The following is an 18648-nucleotide window of genomic DNA, read 5'->3' as shown; positions in this document are numbered from 1 at the left end:
AGCTTCGCTCTCCGGCACTTATTTAATATATCGAACCTACTTTAGTTTGTCAACTCTTTTTTCAAACTATTTTTACTCCTGGTTATTTTTTTTGGTTGTAATTGTTGTGGGTTAAGGGTTATGGGCGTTAAGATTTCCGAGATTTCTGCCCGGTGAGTGGTGTTTTTGATTTGTTTGAGTTTGTTGAGTTCCATCTCTGGTATTTTTTTGAGTAATTACGGAACGAGAAACAATTATTGGTAGTGTTGAGTGGATATAGAGATTAGATGATGATATGAAGAGTTCAGTGGCTGTACTACCACCGTTTTTGGTGCTGGATCAATTGTTGCAAAGTTGGTTGTTGGAGGATATTGGTAGAGGCGATCGCACTACTCAGTCTCTATTATCCCAAAATCCAACGAGAGGAAAGGCTAAGTGGATCACGAAAGCACCGGGAATAATTGCTGGTTTACCGATTGCGGCTAGGGTGTTTCAGCTTTTGAATCATCAAGTTGATTTTTTGAATATTACCGCTGAGGGAGTAAAGTGTGAACCAGGACAGGTAGTAGCGGAAATTAACGGTTCACTGGATTCGCTGTTAATGGGTGAAAGGGTGGCGTTGAATTTGGCGATGCGGTTGAGTGGAATTGCCACTCTGACTAATATATATGTAGAAAAAATTGCTGACTTACCTGCTCAATTGGTGGATACGCGCAAAACTACACCAGGGTTGAGAATTTTGGAAAAGTATGCTACTGCTTTAGGTGGTGCGATTAATCACCGAATGGGCTTAGATGATGCGGTGATGATTAAGGATAATCATATTGTCGCGGCTGGAGGAATTGGAGAAGCTGTTACCCGCATTCGTTCTCAAATTCCTTATCCTTTGACAATTGAAGTAGAGACGGAAAATTTAGAACAGGTGCGGGAAGCTTTACAGCATAAAGCCGATATTATTATGTTGGATAATATGCCTTTGGATATGATGAGTAAGGCTGTATTGTTGATTCGTGAAGAAGATAGTCGGGTGAAAATTGAGGCTTCAGGAAATGTAACCTTGGAGACCATTCGGGCTGTGGCGGAAACTGGTGTTGATTATATTTCTAGCAGTGCGCCAATTACTCAGTCTAAGTGGTTGGATTTGAGTATGAGAATGGGTTAATAACGTAAGTTGCTAGTGAGGGAAATTGTCAGAATCAGGATTTACAGGATTTAAGGATGAACAGGATTAAGACTGAGATTTTATCACCAATTAACAATTACCAGCCCTAACTATGACTAGGAAGTTGGGTTAATAGAGAAATTTAGAAATTCTTTTGACAGCAGTTTCTAATGTTTCTGGTTTCTGCACCAATGCAAAACGAACGTATCCTTCACCAAATTTACCAAATCCGACACCTGGGGAAGCCGCTACACCAGTTTGTTTAACTAATTCGGTGCAGAATTCTATGGAATTTTGACTCCATTTAGGGGGTAATTTTGCCCAAATGTACATTGTGGCTTCTGGTGTGGGAACGTTCCAGCCGATGCTGTGTAAGGCTTTAATGAAGGTGTCGCGGCGTTGACGAAAAATCTTAACAGCAGATTTTACACCATCTTGGGGTCCTGTGAGAGCAGCGATCGCTCCGTTTAAAATTCCCAAATATTGATTAAAATCAACGGTGGCTTTGATTTGCTTCAAGGCTTGAATTAATTGTGGATTACCAATTGCATAACCAATACGGAAGCCGCCCATATTATAAGACTTAGACAGGGTAAAAAATTCAATAGAAACGCTTTTTTCGGGGTCAGCTTGCAAAATTGAGGGAACAGGGGATTTTGGATTTTGGGTTTCTTCTGCGAAAACTAAATCAACGTAGGGGAAATCGTGAACAAGAACTATATTATGTTGTTGACAAAAAGCTACGGCTTCTTTAAAGAAAGATAAAGGGGCGATCGCACTGGTAGGATTATGAGGATAACTTAATACCATCAACCGCGATTGAGCTAAAACAGTGGCGGGAATATCAGTTAAAACTGGTAAAAAATCATTTTCCGGTTTTAATGGCATTGGGTAAATTTGACCACTCGCCAAGTATACTCCACCTGCATGGGAAGGATAACCAGGATCTAATAATAGGGCAAAATCGCCGGGATTAAGCACGGCTAAAGGTAAATGGGCTGTTCCTTCTTGAGAACCAATTAGAGGTAAAACTTCAGTTTCTGGGTCAACTGGGATACCAAATTTTTGCTCATACCATTGGGCTGCGGCTTGACGGAAACTCTGAGTACCACGAAATAATAAGTAGCCATGAGTGCTAGGATCATGGAGAGATTGAGCGATCGCTTCAATGATATGATCTTGGGCAGGTAAATCTGAAGAACCCAAAGACAAATCAATTAATTCTCTTCCACCAGCCAAAGCAATGGATTTGGCTGTGTCCATATCGGCAAATACGTTAGATTTTAAGGGTTGTAACCGGGTTGCAAATTGCATTTTAGTCCATTAGTCATTGATCATTAGCCATGAGTTAGTGATCAAAAACTATGGAGTGTTGATCACTAACCGATAACTAATTATTATTTAAATGCTTATCCAAAAAACCGAGTAATTTATCCTTACCAATTACTCCCTCAATAGATTCTAATAGTTGATCTCCTCTGACTAACCTCAGAGCGGGAAGACCTTCTACCTGATATTGCTTGACAGTGAGTGGATTGGGGTCAGTTTCCATTTTCACAATTTTCAGGCGATCGCTATAAGTTGTAGCAGCCGCGTTAATTACTGGTGACATCAATTGACAAGGACCACACCAGGAAGCCCAAAAATAGACTAATACAGGCTGCTCGGCTTTTAACACTTCCGTTTCAAACTCAGCATCAGTGATAGTGATTACACCCTTGTTCATGATAGTCTCCATAAGTGGCACAAATTAATCAAGCTGGTTCACAAAATACTTTATCCCAATCTGAGAGTCAGTTGTTATAACATTTTGGATTTTAAATTTTGAATTTTAGCTAATCAAATACTTACATTATCAGATTTTTATCTTGAACTTGGTCAAAATCATTTTGAAAATTGGGATTAGATTTACCAATCATCAATTACTAATGAAGCGAAATCCCACAACGTGAGATGTGTGGGATTAACTGAATTGAATTATCTGCAAAAACTACAGATTATCCAATTGTTTGCGGAGGGCTTCCAATTCAGCATCAACTGGTTCAGTAGATTTAGCTGTACTGGTTGGTTGGGTTGGGGGTGCAGTGCTGGTTTGCTCTGGAGTTAGGAGTTTTGGTTCTGGAGCAGGTGCAAGCGAGGCTTTCAAAGCAGCCAATTCATCATCAACATCACTACCAGATTCCAATTGTGCAAATTGAGTTTCTAAATCTACATTTGCTAACTCCGCTCCTGACTGAGCGCGGGCTTCTTGCATCAAAACTTTTTCTTCCATCCGCTCAAAAGCAGACATGGCACTACTGGTACTCATACCACTAACCATACCTTGGAGTTGCTCTTGGGCTTTGGCTGTAGTAATCCGAGCTTTGAGCATTTCTTTTTTAGTCTTAGCTTCAGAAATTTTGCTCTCTAACTGGATTAAATTACGTTTGAGGGTTTCAACCTGAGTAGATTGTTGATCTAAACTGGCTTTTAGGGCTGCACTGGTATCAGTATAAGTTTTTTTGCGCTCTAAAGCTTGACGCGCTAGGTTCTCATCACCTTTTTGAATAGCGAGTTGAGCGTTGCGTTGCCACTTATTAATTTCATTTTGTCCATCATTATACTGTTTCTCAGTCCGTTTTTGGGCAGCGATGGTTTGGGCTACCCCTTGACGCAACTTCACCATATCCTCCTGCATTTCCAGGATGGCTTGCTCCAGCATTTTTTCTGGATCTTCGGCTTTACTGACCAAATCGTTTAGGTTAGCACCAACAACTCGTTTAAGGCGATCAAATAATCCCATAAATTTATTTTTCCTTTCGAGGTTTACGCGCTTGGTTAGATAGTTAGCTTTTTTACTATATTAATAGCTACCTATTCCAATGTAGTCTTTCCAGTCTGGATTACTATCTTCTTTTCTATTCTGAATCATCAACTTATCAATTAGCTATATTAACCAACCAAACTTATAGTTCTGGTGATTTCGGTAAATTTTTCCTGGGTTGAGAATTTTCCCCTTGATCTAGCAGAGAAGTTTTCATGGCTGCGAGTTCCGTATCAATATCATGATCAGAATCTAAAGATGCAAATCGTTTTTCCAGATCATCTCCACCCAGTGTACTAGCAACTTCTGATTGTGCTTCTATCTGTAAAACTTTTTCCTCCATTCGTTCTAATGCACTCATACTTGATGTAGCAGAAGATCCAGTTAACATTTCTTGGAGTCTATAAGAAGCTTCGGCCGAACGAGCGCGAGCAATATACATATCTTTTTTAGTTTTTACCTCAGCCAATTTCAATTCTAGAGTCCGCATATCCTGCTTCCATTTAGATACGACATCTTTGTGCTGCTGAATTTGGCTAATTAAGGTTGTTGCAGTTTGTTGGTAAAATTTGCGTTTGGTGAGAGCTTCTCGCGCTAGAGATTCATTACCCTGTTGGAGGGATAATTGGGCGCGACGATACCATTCTTCAGATTGGGATTCTGCCGCTGCTGCTTGGCGTTCTGTGCGCTTTTGGGTAGCGATCGCTTGAGCTACTCCTTGACGCAATTGTACCAAATTCTCCTGCATCTCCATGAAAGTATTTTCCAGAATCTTTTCTGGATCTTCTGCATTGCTAACTAGACTATTAAAATTAGCGCGAATCACCCGCAGAATACGCTTCATCACTTCCATGTAGGCTCTACCTTGACCATTTACCGGACTATGAGGTTTTTTTCAGTTTTGAATTCAGAAAATCCCAGCATGATATTTTTAATCTAGCCATTCTCAATCATATAGCAATTGCCAAGGTGTTCAATGGAAAAATTCCTCTCACCACAGGATATTACTCCTGCTATATCGCCTTTTTGGCAATTATGGCTGCTGTACTCGGCCTTTGATACCTTTAGCTTCTAGTTCCTGCAATCTGCGCTTAACATCATCTTTAGTTTTTAAAGCACCCAAATAAATAAATTTTTGATTTGGTGATAAATAAGCATCAGAAACTACTTGTTGTGCTGCTGCTAAAGTCTGATCACCTTGATTATCAGCAATAATGTAATAGTACCCATTAGCTGACGGTTTCACATCTTCTATTGGGGGTAATGAGGCAGATGTGGGCATGGGTAGAGGTGTGGATAGGACTCTACTAGGTAGAGGGGGAAGGGTTGGTAAGGGAGAAATAGGCTTTATGGGTGGTTGAATAGCTAAAGGAGTTGATGTAATTTGGGGCGTTGGTCTCACCTTTGGTGTTAAACCTACTATATCTTTAGGATCTCTGACTTGGCGAAATTCTTGGGTAGCTAAATTAGGATATTTGGCTATGGGTGTGACGCTTGACTCATTGCTAGGTGGGATTTCTGTATTTTCAGCAGTTGGTAATGAATCACTGTTAAGAAATTTGCTTAAATTCAACTGAGGCAAATTTTTGGGACTTAAAACGACATAGCCTAAAGCTAAACTTGCCAATAATAACAACAACATTGAACCAATACCCACAGGTGATAACACACTGTCGCGGGAATGGGGAGAAGTAGGAATGTTAGTTTTTTCTGCTGTCAAACTCCGCAATAGTGCTTCACTAGATTCTAAATAATCATCTGGTTCTTTGGGAGTATCACTGGTTTGCAGAAGCGTGGGATTTTCAGCGGGTTGAATTTTGGTGATAACTAGACTGCTGCTCAATTTTTCTGAGTTTGGAGAAGTTGGGTTTTCCTCTATTCCCTGAGACGGAAATTTCTGAGCAGAATTAAATACTTCAGTCTCAGTAGTTAGTAGAGGATTTTCTGAAGGAATGGTAGGAACATTTGGTAATTGAATATCGTTTAACAGGGCTGTTTTTTCATATCTAATGTAACTTTCTACACTTCCTGCTGTTTGTTTTCGAGCCGTCTTGCGTGTGCGTCTGTATCGGGTTAATTCTTGATCTAATTGCACTTCTAAACTAGCCAGAGCTGTAGTGAGGACAGGGTTTAAAGCTACCTTTTGAGAGGATCTAGCCGAATCTATCAGGGGATTTGGATTCATTGGTTAAGATGGTGTAGTGGTAAATAAGTCAGTGGATTTTTAATATACTAACGAAAATTATTTGTAAGTATTCAGTTATTTTACCCAAGTTGCTAGTTAGAAGTATGGCTGACATCATGCGCCTTTTGCTGATTCCCAAACTAGTAACTTATCGTTAGTGGCTATGAGGTATCCGCTAACCGCTAAATGCTAACAATAGTAAAAATACTGGCACAATATGTCTTTTAAATCAATTAATCATGTTTTAGGTAATATTGAACGGTCAGCACAATGGCAAGAGCAACTATTTCCGCGGTTACTCAAGTGTTGGGTAGAAGTTGTAGGTAATCCAGTTGCTGCTCAAACTCGTCCTTTATCAATTCAGCGTGATGTAGTGTGGGTAGCAACTTCCAGTGCTGCTTGGGCGCAAAATTTAACCTTTGGACGGAAAACTATACTCATGAAATTAAACCATAAGCTGTCTACGTCCTTAGTAGATATTCGATTTTCGACAGCAGAGTGGAATAGTTCATCAATAACGGGAACACAAACAACTGTTTCTGCATCAGAACACCCCAGTTATGTTGCTGATGATATGACAGCGATGAAAGTTACACCCAATCGTGAAAATGCCCTGGGCGCTTTTGAAAATTGGGCTAAAATCATGCAAGTGCGATCGCATGGTCTCCCTTTATGTCCCCAATGTCAATGTCCCACTCCACCTGGTGAAATCGAACGCTGGAATGTTTGTTCTCTCTGTGCTACTAAGCTGTTGGAGTAGACTTCCTAGATATTGATAGCAGTATTTAGGGCTTGCGGAATCGTTAAATAAATTAGGTGCTAAAAACTGAATTTACATCTTTCAAAAGTAGGGTTTGCAAAGCGTTAACAAATCTAAAATCCTACTTTTAACCTTGATCCCCAATAAGTTTTAGACAAAAACCAATATGTACGCACTCTAAAAATGATTTACAAATATAACAAGAATATAAAGACATCCTAAAGTTTATTTATCGCTAATTATGGCTATAACCCATATCCAATAATAACTTTTGCCCTTCATGCCTATTTTGCCCAAGCAGCAAAATATATAAGTGTGATAATTAGTCCTACACGGCACTGAAGATGAAGCCACATGAAATCAATTAAGCGTCTAACATCTACCTGTCGATATTGTCGTCATTACCAGCCAGAGGGTCGCCGTGGTGGTATGTGCGAAAAGTTGAGCGCACCAGTACAAGGGGTTTGGAAAGCTTGTCCTTTTGCTTTACCGGCTTTTGCTCCTTCTTGGGAAACTTTAGAAGATGCTTGGAGTTTACCAGTAGCCAGACCTGTTTTATCGGCTGCTCAAAGTCTTCCGTCCGAGTTAGACAATCTGACAGTGGCCTCTGTTGAAGATATTCCTACTTGCACTGCACAAGAGGTAGAAAATCAGAGGGCGCTAATTTACAAAAAATTTCAGCAATCAACAGTTAGCAATCAGCAGTAGAACTGAGAAAAAGGTCTTTATAAATAGATTTTTGACTAGATTGACCTACAATCCACCGTAACTACCTGGTGTTACTGTAATTAGTTTCCTGTAAACCAGAAATAAGATTTGACTTTAAATTTTTGAATGTTGCCAATTTTGATATCTTTATAAATCGCACCTTCTTGTCAAGAAGGTGCGATTTTGATATACAGCAGGAGTCAGGAGTTGTAGAGGCGTATCCCAGACGGAATCTGGAAGTATCAGCATTCGATGTAAGTAAGGGCGAAGCATTCGGAAAATAAACTTAGATTATGTACTTCATTAATCTACAATCTGCTGTATATCTAAGGTAGCCAAGGAAAATCCCGAAAATTGGGGGGACGTTTTTCTAAAAATGCTTGTTTTCCTTCTGCTCCTTCTTCTGTCATGTAATAGAGGAGAGTGGCATTACCAGCAAGTTCTTGTAAACCAGCTTGTCCGTCACAGTCAGCATTAAAGGCGGATTTGAGACAACGAATCGCAATGGGGCTTTTTTCTAAGACTTCTTGCGCCCATTGTATACCTTCTGTTTCTAGTTGTTCTATAGGAACGACGGTATTAACTAAACCCATTTCTAAAGCTTGTGCGGCATTATATTGACGACAGAGAAACCATATTTCTCTGGCTTTTTTTTGTCCGACAATTCTGGCCAGGTAGCTTGCACCAAAACCACCGTCAAAACTACCAACTTTGGGTCCTGTTTGTCCAAAAATAGCGTTATCGGCGGCAATAGTCAAGTCACAGATTAAATGTAAAACATGGCCTCCACCAATAGCATAACCAGCAACTAAGGCAATTACTACTTTGGGCATGGAACGAATGAGACGCTGTAAATCCAAGACGTTTAAACGAGGAATTCCAGCATCATCTACATAACCAGCTTGTCCACGTACACTTTGATCACCACCTGAACAGAAAGCGTATTTACCATCTGTATGGGGTCCAGCACCCGTAAATAGGACTACACCAATACTTGTATCTTCACGAGCATCCCAAAAGGCTTCATATAGTTCAAATACGGTTTTAGGACGGAAAGCGTTACGTTTGTGGGGACGGTTAATGGTGATTTTGGCGATACCGTCGCTTTTTTGGTAGATGATGTCTTCGTAGGTTTTGACGGTTTTCCAGTCTATTTGCATGGTTATAGGTGGGTTGATTGTGCTTGAAAATTTTATCGCGGACTTGGGGTGAAGCAATTGCTCAGGCTAAGATTTTATGATATGTTAACAAGCATGATACCTTGTGATTATCTAGCGTTTTATTATCTTGCTCTGATACTCATTTACAGATAAAGGCAGTACAAAAACTTAAGTAAGTGGCTCATGCGATGAAAACTAAACTAGAAGATGTTTTTGGAGTAAGTAGTAAACCAGTCCTTTCATATGTAGAAAGGGATCAAGTTGATAAAAGGTTTATTGAAGCACTAAAATCTGACAAACAAATTATTGTTTATGGATCTTCAAAGCAGGGAAAAACGGCATTAGTTTCTAAATATATTAATTATGAACAAAATGTATCTGTTAGTCTTAGTCCTAAAACTACTATCTTAGATATATACTCCAGTATTCTAAGACAATCAGGTGTAAGTATTCAAATTAACTTTAGTGAATCTACATCAAGAGAAGCAAGTTTAGGAATAGTTGGAAAATTTAAAGCTACATTACCTTTTTTCGGAGGTAGTGAAATTGAAGGAAATAATGATCTGAAATCTAGCGTTAGTAAAGATTATGAACATGAAGAAATTCCTTTCAATCTCGCTCTTCCTCAAGATATTTCTGAAATATTGAGAAAAATAAAATTTAATAAATTTATTATTCTGGAAAACTTTCATTATCTTGATGATCAGCTTCAACAAGAATTCGCTTATGACTTAAGATCATTCCAAGAAATGGGAATTCGTTTTATTATTCTTGGGGTGTGGAGAGAAAAAAACAAAATGGTTCAATTTAATGGTGACTTATTGGACAGAATCGAAGAAGTTCCAGTTGAACCTTGGCTTGAAGAGGATTTTCTCAAAGTAATAAAAAAAGGAGCAGAAGAACTTTCAATTAGTTTCCCACAAGATTTATTAAATGAATGCCATGATATTTCCTTTAAAAGTATAGGAGTGCTGCAAGAAATTTTAAAAGAAATATGTATTAGTGCTGGAATTTCAGAAAAACAAAAAACTTTAACTAATATATCTCACAATCCTCATTTAAAAAATGCTGTCAGTAAAAAAGCAGAGGATTATTTAGTTCGACATCAGAGAGCGCTAGAGGCAATTGCATCAGGTAATTCTAATTCTGCTTCCTCATCTCCAGAAGGATTAACTCCTCTTTTTCTTCCTTATTATCTAGTAAGAGTTATTTTAGAATCAGGATATGAAGGTTTAGCTAATGGAATGAAGCGATCTGTTTTACAAACTAAAATTCAAGATATACATCATAGATCGAATAATGTTCGAGCTTCCGATATGAGTAATTTACTTCACAATCTTGCAAAACTCCAAAATAATAAAACTATATCCCCACCAATTATTGATTATGATAGAAGTACAAAATATCTACAGATAGTAGATTCAACGTTCTATTTTTTTCTTAGACACGCTGATTTATCAGAAATTTTACAAGAATTACCAAGTCCCTTGGATGAATAGCTATTAAAAAATAGTTATACTTCGCAAGGTCACAATTTGAGCTTTTGCTTAAAGGGGATATATGGATGTAAAAACGCAAGTTATGACCTTCTTAGGTATAACCCCCAATGCCCACTCCAAACTGCACTAAATTCTCCTTTCTCCACATAGCATCCCTTTTCCGATTTGTCTTAATTTCCAAAATCCGAATTCCTGTATTTGGTAACGGATTTAATCTTTCCTGCAAATCATCCCAAGAACGAATAAACTCATGCTGTACACCATAAGTAGAGCATAACTGAGCAAAATCAATATCTTGGGGAGTGGCAAAAAATTCCTCAAAAGGTGGATCAAATTTGGCAACGGGTAACATCTCAAATATGCCTCCACCATTGTTATTAATTAAGATAATTGTCAGATGTCCAATAAATTTATTTCTAATTAAAAAACCGTTTGTATCATGTAATAGGGATAAATCTCCTGTCAACATGACACTACTTTTTTGATGATGTGCTACTCCTAAAGCGGTTGAAAGTGTGCCATCAATTCCATTTGCACCGCGATTAAAATAAGGCTTAATTTTTAACTTATTCGGTTTCCAAAAAAATTCTACATCCCTTACTGGCATACTATTAGCAATAAATAATGGTGTTTTTGGTGGGAGATTTTGCGAAATTAACCAAGCAGCTTTACTTTCAATTAACTCTTCCATGTTTTGAAAGTTATCATCAATATTTTTTCTGATGTTTACTTCTAAATTACACCATTTTTGTAAATATTCTAAATCCCTATTTCCTGGTTTCCAATTTTCAGTCTTTAAATACTCTATAGATGTCCTTAAATGTGTAGTTTTTCCATGTAAAGGATCTAAATTTTGATCGCAACTATCAATTATCCAACGTTGAGGTTTAGTAGCAATTAACCAATTACGCAATTCTTTACTTGTGGGCATTTCTCCGACTTGAATTACCATTTCTGGTGCTAATTCTTCAGCAAGTTGCTGATTACGTAAAATGATGTCATAGGTAGAAATTAAATAGGGATTTAAATCTGCGTAATTTCTGAGTGGTGAAAGTCCTTCTGCTAAAACAGGCCATTGGAGAGATTGAGAAAGTTGGGCGATCGCTCTACAATATTCTTGAGGTTGTTTCGTTTGAGCTACACCAGCAATAATAATCCCTTTTTGGTGATGGGTAATTGGTAATTGGTAATTGGTAGTTGGTAATGGAGTCGAGACTATTCCAGAGAAGAAATTTTCAACATCTAAGGTAAAATCTATACCATCAGGAATTGGCGCAAGCGGATCACGAAATGGTATATTTAGATGTACTGTTCCCCCATTGGGAAATTGACAACGTTCCCAAGCATAAATTACTGTTTGTCTGAGATAATTTAACATTTCCATTTCAGCAACAGGTATAGCTAACTCGGTTTGCCAATTGGGATAATTACTGTATAATTTTACTTGATCAATAGTTTGTCCAGAATGACATTCTCGTAATTCTGCTGGTCTATCTGTAGTTAAGATTAATAACGGTATACGACTTTCCTTAGCTTCAATTACCGCAGGGTAAAAATTCGCTCCCGCTGTTCCTGAAGTACACACTAATACTACAGGTTTTCCGGTCGCTTTAGCTTGTCCCAAGGCAAAAAAAGCGGCTGAACGTTCATCTAAAATGGAAATAGCTTCAATATCCGGTGTTTGTTGGACAAATGCAAAAGTTAATGGTGTAGAACGAGAACCAGGACAAATAACTGCACAATTTAAACCCAAACGTTTGAGGGTTTCCGTCAACACATAAGACCAAAGTTGATTAAGATTATGAAAAGTAAGTTGCATTTAATTAGATAATGGTAATTAGGTAAAATTACCATCTGTCACTATAATTTATTATTTTTTATGGACTGTATCCATTTAACAGGAATTCGCTGCTACGGCTATACCGGGTTTTTACCAGAAGAACAGGTATTAGGACAATGGTTTGAGGTGGATGTTAAATTATGGTTGGATCTTTCTCAACCCGCTAAAACAGATAATATTGAAGATACAGTAGATTATCGGCGGACAATTAGCTTAATTCAAAATTTGGTCAAAACGGCAAAGTTTATATTGGTAGAAAGATTAGCAGGTGCGATCGCTGATGGTATTCTAGAGGACAGCGACAGTATTAGTCAAGTACAGGTTTTGCTCAGTAAACCCGCTGCACCTATTCCTGATTTTAACGGCAAAATTAGCATTGAGTTAACGCGAAGCAAGTTTAACTAACTACCCTGTTATGGAAAAAACAGAAAAACAAAAAATGCTGACAGGAGAGTTATATTCATCAGAAGATTCGGAATTAACTACTGAAAGTCAGCGTGCTAGTCGTTTACTGCGAATGTACAACTCAACCACAGCAGAACAGCAACAGCAGCGACAGCAAATTTTACAAGGCTTATTTGCTGAGATAGGAGCAAAAATCAAAATTGTCCCACCTTTCCACTGTGACTATGGCAGTAATATTTACACTGGTAATAACTTATATGTAAATTACGGTTGTGTAATTTTAGATTGCCATACTGTTCATATTGGCGAAAATGTATTGATTGCTCCTTATGTACAGATTTATACAGCTTATCATCCCACAGATCCAGAAACCCGGTTAACGGGTAGAGAACTAGCAGCACCAATTAGAATTGGTCATAATGTGTGGATAGGTGGTGGCGCAATAATTTGTCCAGGTGTGACTATTGGTGATAATACTAGTATTGGTGCAGGTAGTGTAGTAGTTACAGATATCCCCAAAAATGTTGTAGCTGCGGGTAATCCTTGCCGAATTATTCGTCATTTATCTGAAAATATAGTTGTTTAATTTCAATTTTTTAATTCTTATAGGAGATTGCAGATCAATTAGGTACATATTTTACCGTTATCTAGAAAATTTCATAGTCTAGGTTAAAAAATTTAGGTTAGAAAAAATTAAAATCAACTAACTTCTTTTTTGAGCGCAGAGTGTCAGTTAAACAAACTAACATCAAATTACATCGAAACTTCATTTACCAATATCTTCATTCCAAAGTTCGGGGTTTGTTTGAATAAAATCACTCATCATTTGTTCACATTCATCTAGATTTAAATCTACTACTTCCACTCCATGAGATACCATAAATTCCTTTGCTCCCGAAAAGGTTCGTGATTCCCCAGCAATGACTTTTTTAATACCAAACTGCACTACCGCACCAGCGCACAAATAGCACGGCATTAGTGTTGAATAAAGTGTTGTCCCTCTGTAATTACCAATTCTACCAGCATTACGGAGGCAATCAATTTCTGCATGAGTGACAGGATCACTTTCTTGTACACGCTTATTGTGTCCTCTACCGACAATTTTACCATCCTTAACCAATACAGACCCAATGGGAATTCCCCCTTCTTGTCTACCTTGTTTAGCTTCAAAAATCGCCGCATTCATAAATTCGTCCATTTGTCAATGCTCCTGATATAAAAAAATCATTGTTATCAATGTTTTCCTGTGGAAAAACTGTGGAAAAACTAGCCTAGATTTTTATAGCGTCATGATAATATATGAACCTGATGAATAATAAAGTTACGTTTTCCACAGCTTTTCCCCAAAAAGTTATACTTTTACGACAATTTTAAGTCAAAATTAATTAATCTTTAGACTTTACTTAATATTTGCGCTTAATAGCGAAGATTGATATTTGAGAAATTAGGTTTTCTGGTTGTGGAAAACATGATTAAGGGTTAATTTTATTTTTGGAAGTAGCCATGTGGATGCGATCGCTCAATTGGTGTAAAGTTTGAATTAAAGTCTGATCACTTTCCTGTAACTGGGTAATTTTTTCACAACTATACATCACTGTTGTATGATCTTTACCACCAAATTCCTCGCCTATTCTGGGTAAACTCAGTTTGGTATATTGTCGCATTAAATACATTCCTATCTGTCTAGCCCAACTAATTTCTCGACGACGGGAATTACTCTTGAGATCCTCAATAGAAACATTCAAAGCATCTGCGACTATTATTAAAATAATCTCTGGAGTCGTTTCTATTTTCTGGCTAGGAGTTCCTAAAATGGGAGCAAGGTTTTCCACAGTCATAGGTAAACCCCAAATAGAAATATAAGCCAAAGCTCGAATTAACGCCCCTTCTAACTCACGAATATTAGAAGTATAATTACAAGCAATATATTCAATCACATTTTTCGGTAAACGAATATTTTCATACTCAGCTTTTTTTTGCAAAATTGCCATTCTTGTCTCTAAATCAGGGGTTTGAATATCTGCAATTAGTCCCATAGAAAACCGTGAACAAAGACGTTCTTGTAAACTGGGAATCTGGTTAGGAGGACGATCTGAAGCAATAACAACTTGTTTACCCGCTTCATGTAAAGTATTAAAAGTATGAAAAAATTCCTCTTGAGTATATTCTTTACCCTCAATAAATTGAATATCATCAACCAACAGCACATCAGCCGCGCGATAATGTTCTCGAAAACTTTGCATACTATCTTGACGAATTGCTGTAATTAAATCATTTGTAAACTGTTCTGTAGAAACATAAAATATCTTAGAATTAGGACAAATTTCCCAGCGATAATTACCAATAGCTTGCATTAAGTGTGTTTTTCCTAAACCCACCCCACCACATAAAAATAAAGGATTAAATTCCCTACCAGGATATTCTGCTACAGCTAAGGAAGCAGCATGAGCCATGCGATTGTTAGCACCAACTACAAACCGGGAAAAAACATATTTAGAGTTTAAATCTGAAGTTTTGTGGGTATTTTTAGGCGCATTTGTGTAAAGATGATTTACTGCTGGAAATTCTCCTCGCGCTCCCTGATTACCCAAATGAGAAACTTCCTCATCTTCAGCTACAGTAATATAAATTTCTATTGGATAACCCACAATATCTTGAACTACATTAGCAATAGTATGGATGTAATATTTCTGAAGCCAATTGCGAGCAAAAGGATTAGGAGCATATATTACCAAGCAGTTGTTTTCTAGCTGCTGTGCATAAGCTGTCTTAATCCAAGTTTCAAAGGTAGGAGGAGCTAACTCTAACTGTAAACGCTCTAATACATGATTCCACAAACCATCTATGGGAATTTCCATCAACACCACCTTTATCCGTAATTCGTAATTCCTAATTCGTAATTACTTCTTGTCTCGTATGATCATTCTGGTAAAAACCAAGTATCTAAGATCCTAACACCTACTAACTAATACGGAGCAATAATTACCTATGAAGATTAATAATCATAACCTAGCGCCTAAAAATATTAATACCAGATTTTTACTACAAAACTTGAGAAATCAAGGTAAAAAATGGTTAACAGTATGCAGTGTAGGGGTTTTAATGCTGGGAGGTTGCAGTAGTCTGAATAAACTCACGTCAGAAGCTCAATCTAATGATACTCAAGCACAAAAAAACACAGTACCCACAACAGAAATCGCTCCTCCCGCCATTTTCTCCTCTGGAGATCCAAACTTTGTTGTTAAAGTAGTACAAAAGGTGGGAAGTGCTGTTGTTCGTATTGATTCTACTCGAACCGTCACTACTAGAGTTCCAGACGAATTTTCCGATCCCTTTTTTCGCGGATTTTTTGGGAATAGAATTCCGTCGCAACCCAGAGAAAGAGTGGAAAGAGGTAGCGGTTCTGGATTTATTATTAATTCATCTGGGCAAATTTTGACTAATTCCCATGTTGTTGACGGTGCTGATTTAGTTACAGTCACCCTCAAAGATGGCCGAACTTTTAAGGGTAAAGTATTAGGTGAAGACGCGGTAACAGATGTAGCAGTAATTCAAATTGATGCGAACAATTTACCCAGCCTAGCTTTAGGTAAATCCGATACTTTACAACCAGGAGAAGCCGTCATTGCTATTGGTAATCCTTTGGGTTTAAATAATACTGTCACATCGGGAATTATCAGTGCTACAGATCGTTCTAGTAGTGATATTGGTGCAAGTGATAAGCGTGTTGATTATTTGCAAACAGATGCAGCTATTAACCCTGGAAATTCCGGTGGACCATTACTAAATGCTCGTGGTGAAGTCATCGGGATGAATACAGCAATTATTCAAGGCGCTCAAGGTTTGGGATTTGCAATTCCTATTAATACTGTCCAAAAAATTGCCAATGAATTAATAGCTAAAGGTAGAGTTGATCATCCCTATTTGGGAATACAAATGGTAACACTAACACCTGAAGTTAAGGAAAGAATAATTGCGAGATTTGGCGATCGCATTAATTTATCTACAGATCAAGGGGTCTTATTAGTGAGGATTGTTCCTAACTCACCGGCAGCTATTGGTGGACTTCGCTCAGGGGATGTTATAAAAAGTATTAATAATCAATCAGTCCTGAAAGTTGATGAAGTACAAAAGTTAGTAGAAAATAGCAAAGTTGGCGTTCCTTTACAAATTCAGGTATTACGTGATGGCAAAATTTCCCAAGTCTCGGTTAAACCTGCACCTTTACCTGTTAACAAAGAAAATTGATATTTAACCCAAGTTGCTAGTTATCTAGTTGAGGCTGGTAATGGGGAACAAGGTGATAAAATCCCAGACTTCATCCTGTTTATCCTTAAATCCTGGAAATCCTGTATCCCTTACGGGAGCGTAAACCATATCAGACAGTTTCTCTAACTAGCAACTTACGTTAGTAAAAAAAGATGTTTTTTGTATATACTCAAGTAAGGATTCCTTACATTTTTTGTAAAGGCTAGGAGACAAGTCATGCTCGCCAAATTAACTTCTAAGAATCAGCTAACGCTGCCTAAAAGTATTACCCGTGAAATAATGGGAGAGTCTGAGTATTTTGAGGTCAAGGTAGAGAATGGGCAAATTATTCTCACTCCTGTGAAAATTCAGAGGGCTGACGCGGTTCGATCTAAACTGGCGGAATTAGACCTGAGTGAGCAGGATGTGGCTGATGCGGTAGCTTGGGCGCGTCATCAGTGAGGCTGATTATTTCGTGACAGGCGATCGTGATTTACTCAGTTTAAAAGATAATTTTTCTTGCCCGATTATCACTGCTGAAGATTTTATAAATGTTATTAATTTCCCCTATTCTAAAAATGAATGAATTAGCGCCAATTATTAAATTAGGTAATCTGGTATTACGACAAAAAGCTATTTGGGTTGAGAATATTCAAGAGGAAAAAATTCAAAACCTCATTGATGAATTAATTATCTCTGTCGCTCAAACCAATGGAGTGGGAATTGCTGCACCACAAGTAGCAGCATCTTACCGATTATTTATCGTCGCTTCTCGTCCTAATATCAGATATCCCCATGCACCAGAAATGCAACCTACAGCAATGATAAATCCCCAAATTATTGCCCATTCTTCAGAAATAGTTAAAGACTGGGAAGGTTGTTTAAGTGTTCCGAGAATTAGGGGTTTAGTCCCTAGATATCAAACAATTGAAATTGAATATACTGACCGGAATGGTAATTTACAAAAACAAGAATTAACTGATTTTGTCGCCAGAATTTTTCAACATGAGTATGATCATTTGGAAGGATTAGTATTTTTAGATCGTGTAGAAAACAATAACGATTTAATTAGTGAGGAAGAATATCAAAAATTGGTAATTGGTAATTAGTAATTAATTGGTAATGGGTAATGGGTAATGGGTGATTGGGGACTACAGCAAACAGATATAAGTTGTTAAAAGTATAACTTGCTTATAGCTACGCTTTAGTGTATTGTCAATTACAGGTAATTTGACAACATCTACACCAAGCACCCAGTTAAAACGATGACCCTTATCAAATCCTCTGAAAGACTGAACTTGCATTGGCTAACTCATGATGATCTATTAGGTGTTGTGCAAACAGCAACTCGATCTGCTGAAAAACAGCTTCAGCAGTTTGCTCAAAGTCCGGATTTTTGTGGAAAGATGATACTGGCATTTGGTACATCGCCAGCAGGTTTACAAGGTACTTGGGCGAATGGGGTAGTGATACTACCGACAATTGAGATTCGTTCGAGTAGCGAAATCAATGGGGCAAATGGGGCGTTTGCAGGGGCAACTAATACTATTTATTTAGCGCAAGAGTTTCTGATCGCCAATGTTAACAACTTAGATGCAGTTGTTGGGGTGTTGTTGGAAGAATATGGACATTTTGTTGATTATTCTATTAATAAAACAGACTCCCCAGGGGATGAAGGGGCTATTTTTTCGGCTTTGGTACAGGGTAAGAGTCTGGATAATGAGACTTTACAGGCATTAAAGGCTGAAGATGATCATGCAATTATTGTGATTGATGGGCAAGCTATTCAAGTAGAGCGGCAGGATCTAAACACCAGTGATAATTCGATTGCTACTGCTCGCAACATTGGTGTTTTGAATAATATACAAACTTTTCTAGATTCTGTTGATAATGCAGACC

General features: G+C 37.8%; 19 protein-coding genes. 10 read left to right on the top strand and 9 right to left on the bottom strand.

What is annotated here, in order from left to right:
• Positions 1-274: 274 nt before the first annotated feature.
• Entirely contained in the window at positions 275-1141 is an 867-nt protein-coding gene (gene nadC, locus FJR04_RS23005) for a carboxylating nicotinate-nucleotide diphosphorylase (RefSeq protein ID WP_168499199.1), read from the top strand.
• A gap of 129 nt (positions 1142-1270) precedes the next feature.
• Here the strand turns inward: nadC and FJR04_RS23000 are convergent, their stop codons facing one another.
• From FJR04_RS23000 to FJR04_RS22980, 5 genes are all read right to left on the bottom strand, one after another.
• Positions 1271-2455, bottom strand: coding sequence for an LL-diaminopimelate aminotransferase (locus FJR04_RS23000; RefSeq protein ID WP_168499197.1), 1185 nt, complete (start codon positions 2453-2455; stop codon positions 1271-1273).
• A 76-nt stretch (positions 2456-2531) separates the two neighbouring features.
• Complete coding sequence (locus tag FJR04_RS22995; protein ID WP_168499195.1) at positions 2532-2867, bottom strand: co-chaperone YbbN; 336 nt, start codon at positions 2865-2867, stop codon at positions 2532-2534.
• Between the two features lie 264 nt (positions 2868-3131).
• Positions 3132-3923 (bottom strand): PspA/IM30 family protein, encoded by a 792-nt coding sequence (locus FJR04_RS22990; RefSeq protein ID WP_168499193.1) that lies wholly within the window; start codon positions 3921-3923, stop codon positions 3132-3134.
• Positions 3924-4086: 163 nt separating this feature from the next.
• Complete coding sequence (locus FJR04_RS22985; RefSeq protein WP_168499191.1) at positions 4087-4797, bottom strand: PspA/IM30 family protein; 711 nt, start codon at positions 4795-4797, stop codon at positions 4087-4089.
• 180 nt (positions 4798-4977) lie between these two features.
• Positions 4978-6129 (bottom strand): hypothetical protein, encoded by a 1152-nt coding sequence (locus tag FJR04_RS22980; protein ID WP_174763571.1) that lies wholly within the window; start codon positions 6127-6129, stop codon positions 4978-4980.
• Between the two features lie 217 nt (positions 6130-6346).
• On the opposite strand from FJR04_RS22980, the gene FJR04_RS22975 reads away from it, so the two are divergent.
• Together FJR04_RS22975 and FJR04_RS22970 are read left to right on the top strand one after the other, a co-directional pair.
• Positions 6347-6889 carry a DUF721 domain-containing protein gene (locus FJR04_RS22975; RefSeq protein ID WP_168499189.1) on the top strand — a complete coding sequence of 181 codons (543 nt, stop codon included), beginning with the start codon at positions 6347-6349 and terminating at the stop codon, positions 6887-6889.
• Between the two features lie 354 nt (positions 6890-7243).
• Positions 7244-7597, top strand: a complete 354-nt coding sequence (locus FJR04_RS22970; RefSeq protein WP_168499187.1) for a hypothetical protein — start codon at positions 7244-7246, stop codon at positions 7595-7597.
• Between the two features lie 326 nt (positions 7598-7923).
• Here FJR04_RS22970 and menB read toward each other — a convergent pair whose 3' ends face one another.
• Positions 7924-8757 (bottom strand): 1,4-dihydroxy-2-naphthoyl-CoA synthase, encoded by an 834-nt coding sequence (menB, locus tag FJR04_RS22965; RefSeq protein WP_168499185.1) that lies wholly within the window; start codon positions 8755-8757, stop codon positions 7924-7926.
• A 188-nt stretch (positions 8758-8945) separates the two neighbouring features.
• On the opposite strand from menB, the gene FJR04_RS22960 reads away from it, so the two are divergent.
• Entirely contained in the window at positions 8946-10256 is a 1311-nt protein-coding gene (locus FJR04_RS22960; protein ID WP_168499183.1) for a hypothetical protein, read from the top strand.
• 91 nt (positions 10257-10347) lie between these two features.
• Here FJR04_RS22960 and menD read toward each other — a convergent pair whose 3' ends face one another.
• Positions 10348-12075, bottom strand: a complete 1728-nt coding sequence (gene menD, locus FJR04_RS22955) for a 2-succinyl-5-enolpyruvyl-6-hydroxy-3-cyclohexene-1-carboxylic-acid synthase (protein ID WP_168499181.1) — start codon at positions 12073-12075, stop codon at positions 10348-10350.
• A 60-nt stretch (positions 12076-12135) separates the two neighbouring features.
• Between menD and folB the strand changes: the two genes are divergently transcribed.
• Together folB and FJR04_RS22945 are read left to right on the top strand one after the other, a co-directional pair.
• Positions 12136-12501, top strand: a complete 366-nt coding sequence (gene folB, locus FJR04_RS22950; protein ID WP_168499179.1) for a dihydroneopterin aldolase — start codon at positions 12136-12138, stop codon at positions 12499-12501.
• A gap of 10 nt (positions 12502-12511) precedes the next feature.
• Positions 12512-13087 carry a sugar O-acetyltransferase gene (locus FJR04_RS22945; protein ID WP_168499177.1) on the top strand — a complete coding sequence of 192 codons (576 nt, stop codon included), beginning with the start codon at positions 12512-12514 and terminating at the stop codon, positions 13085-13087.
• A 180-nt stretch (positions 13088-13267) separates the two neighbouring features.
• On the opposite strand, the gene FJR04_RS22940 is transcribed toward FJR04_RS22945, so the two are convergent.
• Both FJR04_RS22940 and dnaA read right to left on the bottom strand, forming a co-directional pair.
• Positions 13268-13699: a nucleoside deaminase gene (locus FJR04_RS22940; RefSeq protein WP_168499175.1), complete on the bottom strand. Its 432-nt coding sequence runs from the start codon at positions 13697-13699 to the stop codon at positions 13268-13270.
• A gap of 274 nt (positions 13700-13973) precedes the next feature.
• Positions 13974-15359 carry a chromosomal replication initiator protein DnaA gene (dnaA, locus tag FJR04_RS22935; RefSeq protein ID WP_168499173.1) on the bottom strand — a complete coding sequence of 462 codons (1386 nt, stop codon included), beginning with the start codon at positions 15357-15359 and terminating at the stop codon, positions 13974-13976.
• A gap of 130 nt (positions 15360-15489) precedes the next feature.
• Between dnaA and FJR04_RS22930 the strand changes: the two genes are divergently transcribed.
• The 4 genes from FJR04_RS22930 to FJR04_RS22915 form a co-directional block, all read left to right on the top strand.
• Positions 15490-16749, top strand: a complete 1260-nt coding sequence (locus FJR04_RS22930; RefSeq protein WP_168499171.1) for an HhoA/HhoB/HtrA family serine endopeptidase — start codon at positions 15490-15492, stop codon at positions 16747-16749.
• A gap of 237 nt (positions 16750-16986) precedes the next feature.
• Positions 16987-17211: an AbrB/MazE/SpoVT family DNA-binding domain-containing protein gene (locus tag FJR04_RS22925; RefSeq protein ID WP_168499169.1), complete on the top strand. Its 225-nt coding sequence runs from the start codon at positions 16987-16989 to the stop codon at positions 17209-17211.
• 116 nt (positions 17212-17327) lie between these two features.
• On the top strand, positions 17328-17858 hold the full coding sequence (gene def, locus FJR04_RS22920) for a peptide deformylase (protein ID WP_168499167.1): 531 nt from the start codon (positions 17328-17330) through the stop codon (positions 17856-17858).
• A gap of 156 nt (positions 17859-18014) precedes the next feature.
• The coding region (locus FJR04_RS22915) for a hypothetical protein (protein WP_217359489.1) at positions 18015-18648 on the top strand (634 nt) is incomplete at its 3' end.

It is taken from the genome of Anabaena sp. UHCC 0204 (assembly GCF_009711975.1).
Taxonomy (GTDB): Bacteria; Cyanobacteriota; Cyanobacteriia; order Cyanobacteriales; family Nostocaceae; genus Dolichospermum.
The sequence above is the reverse complement of the archived record's forward strand: the minus strand, read 5'-3'. Positions and strand labels throughout refer to the sequence as shown.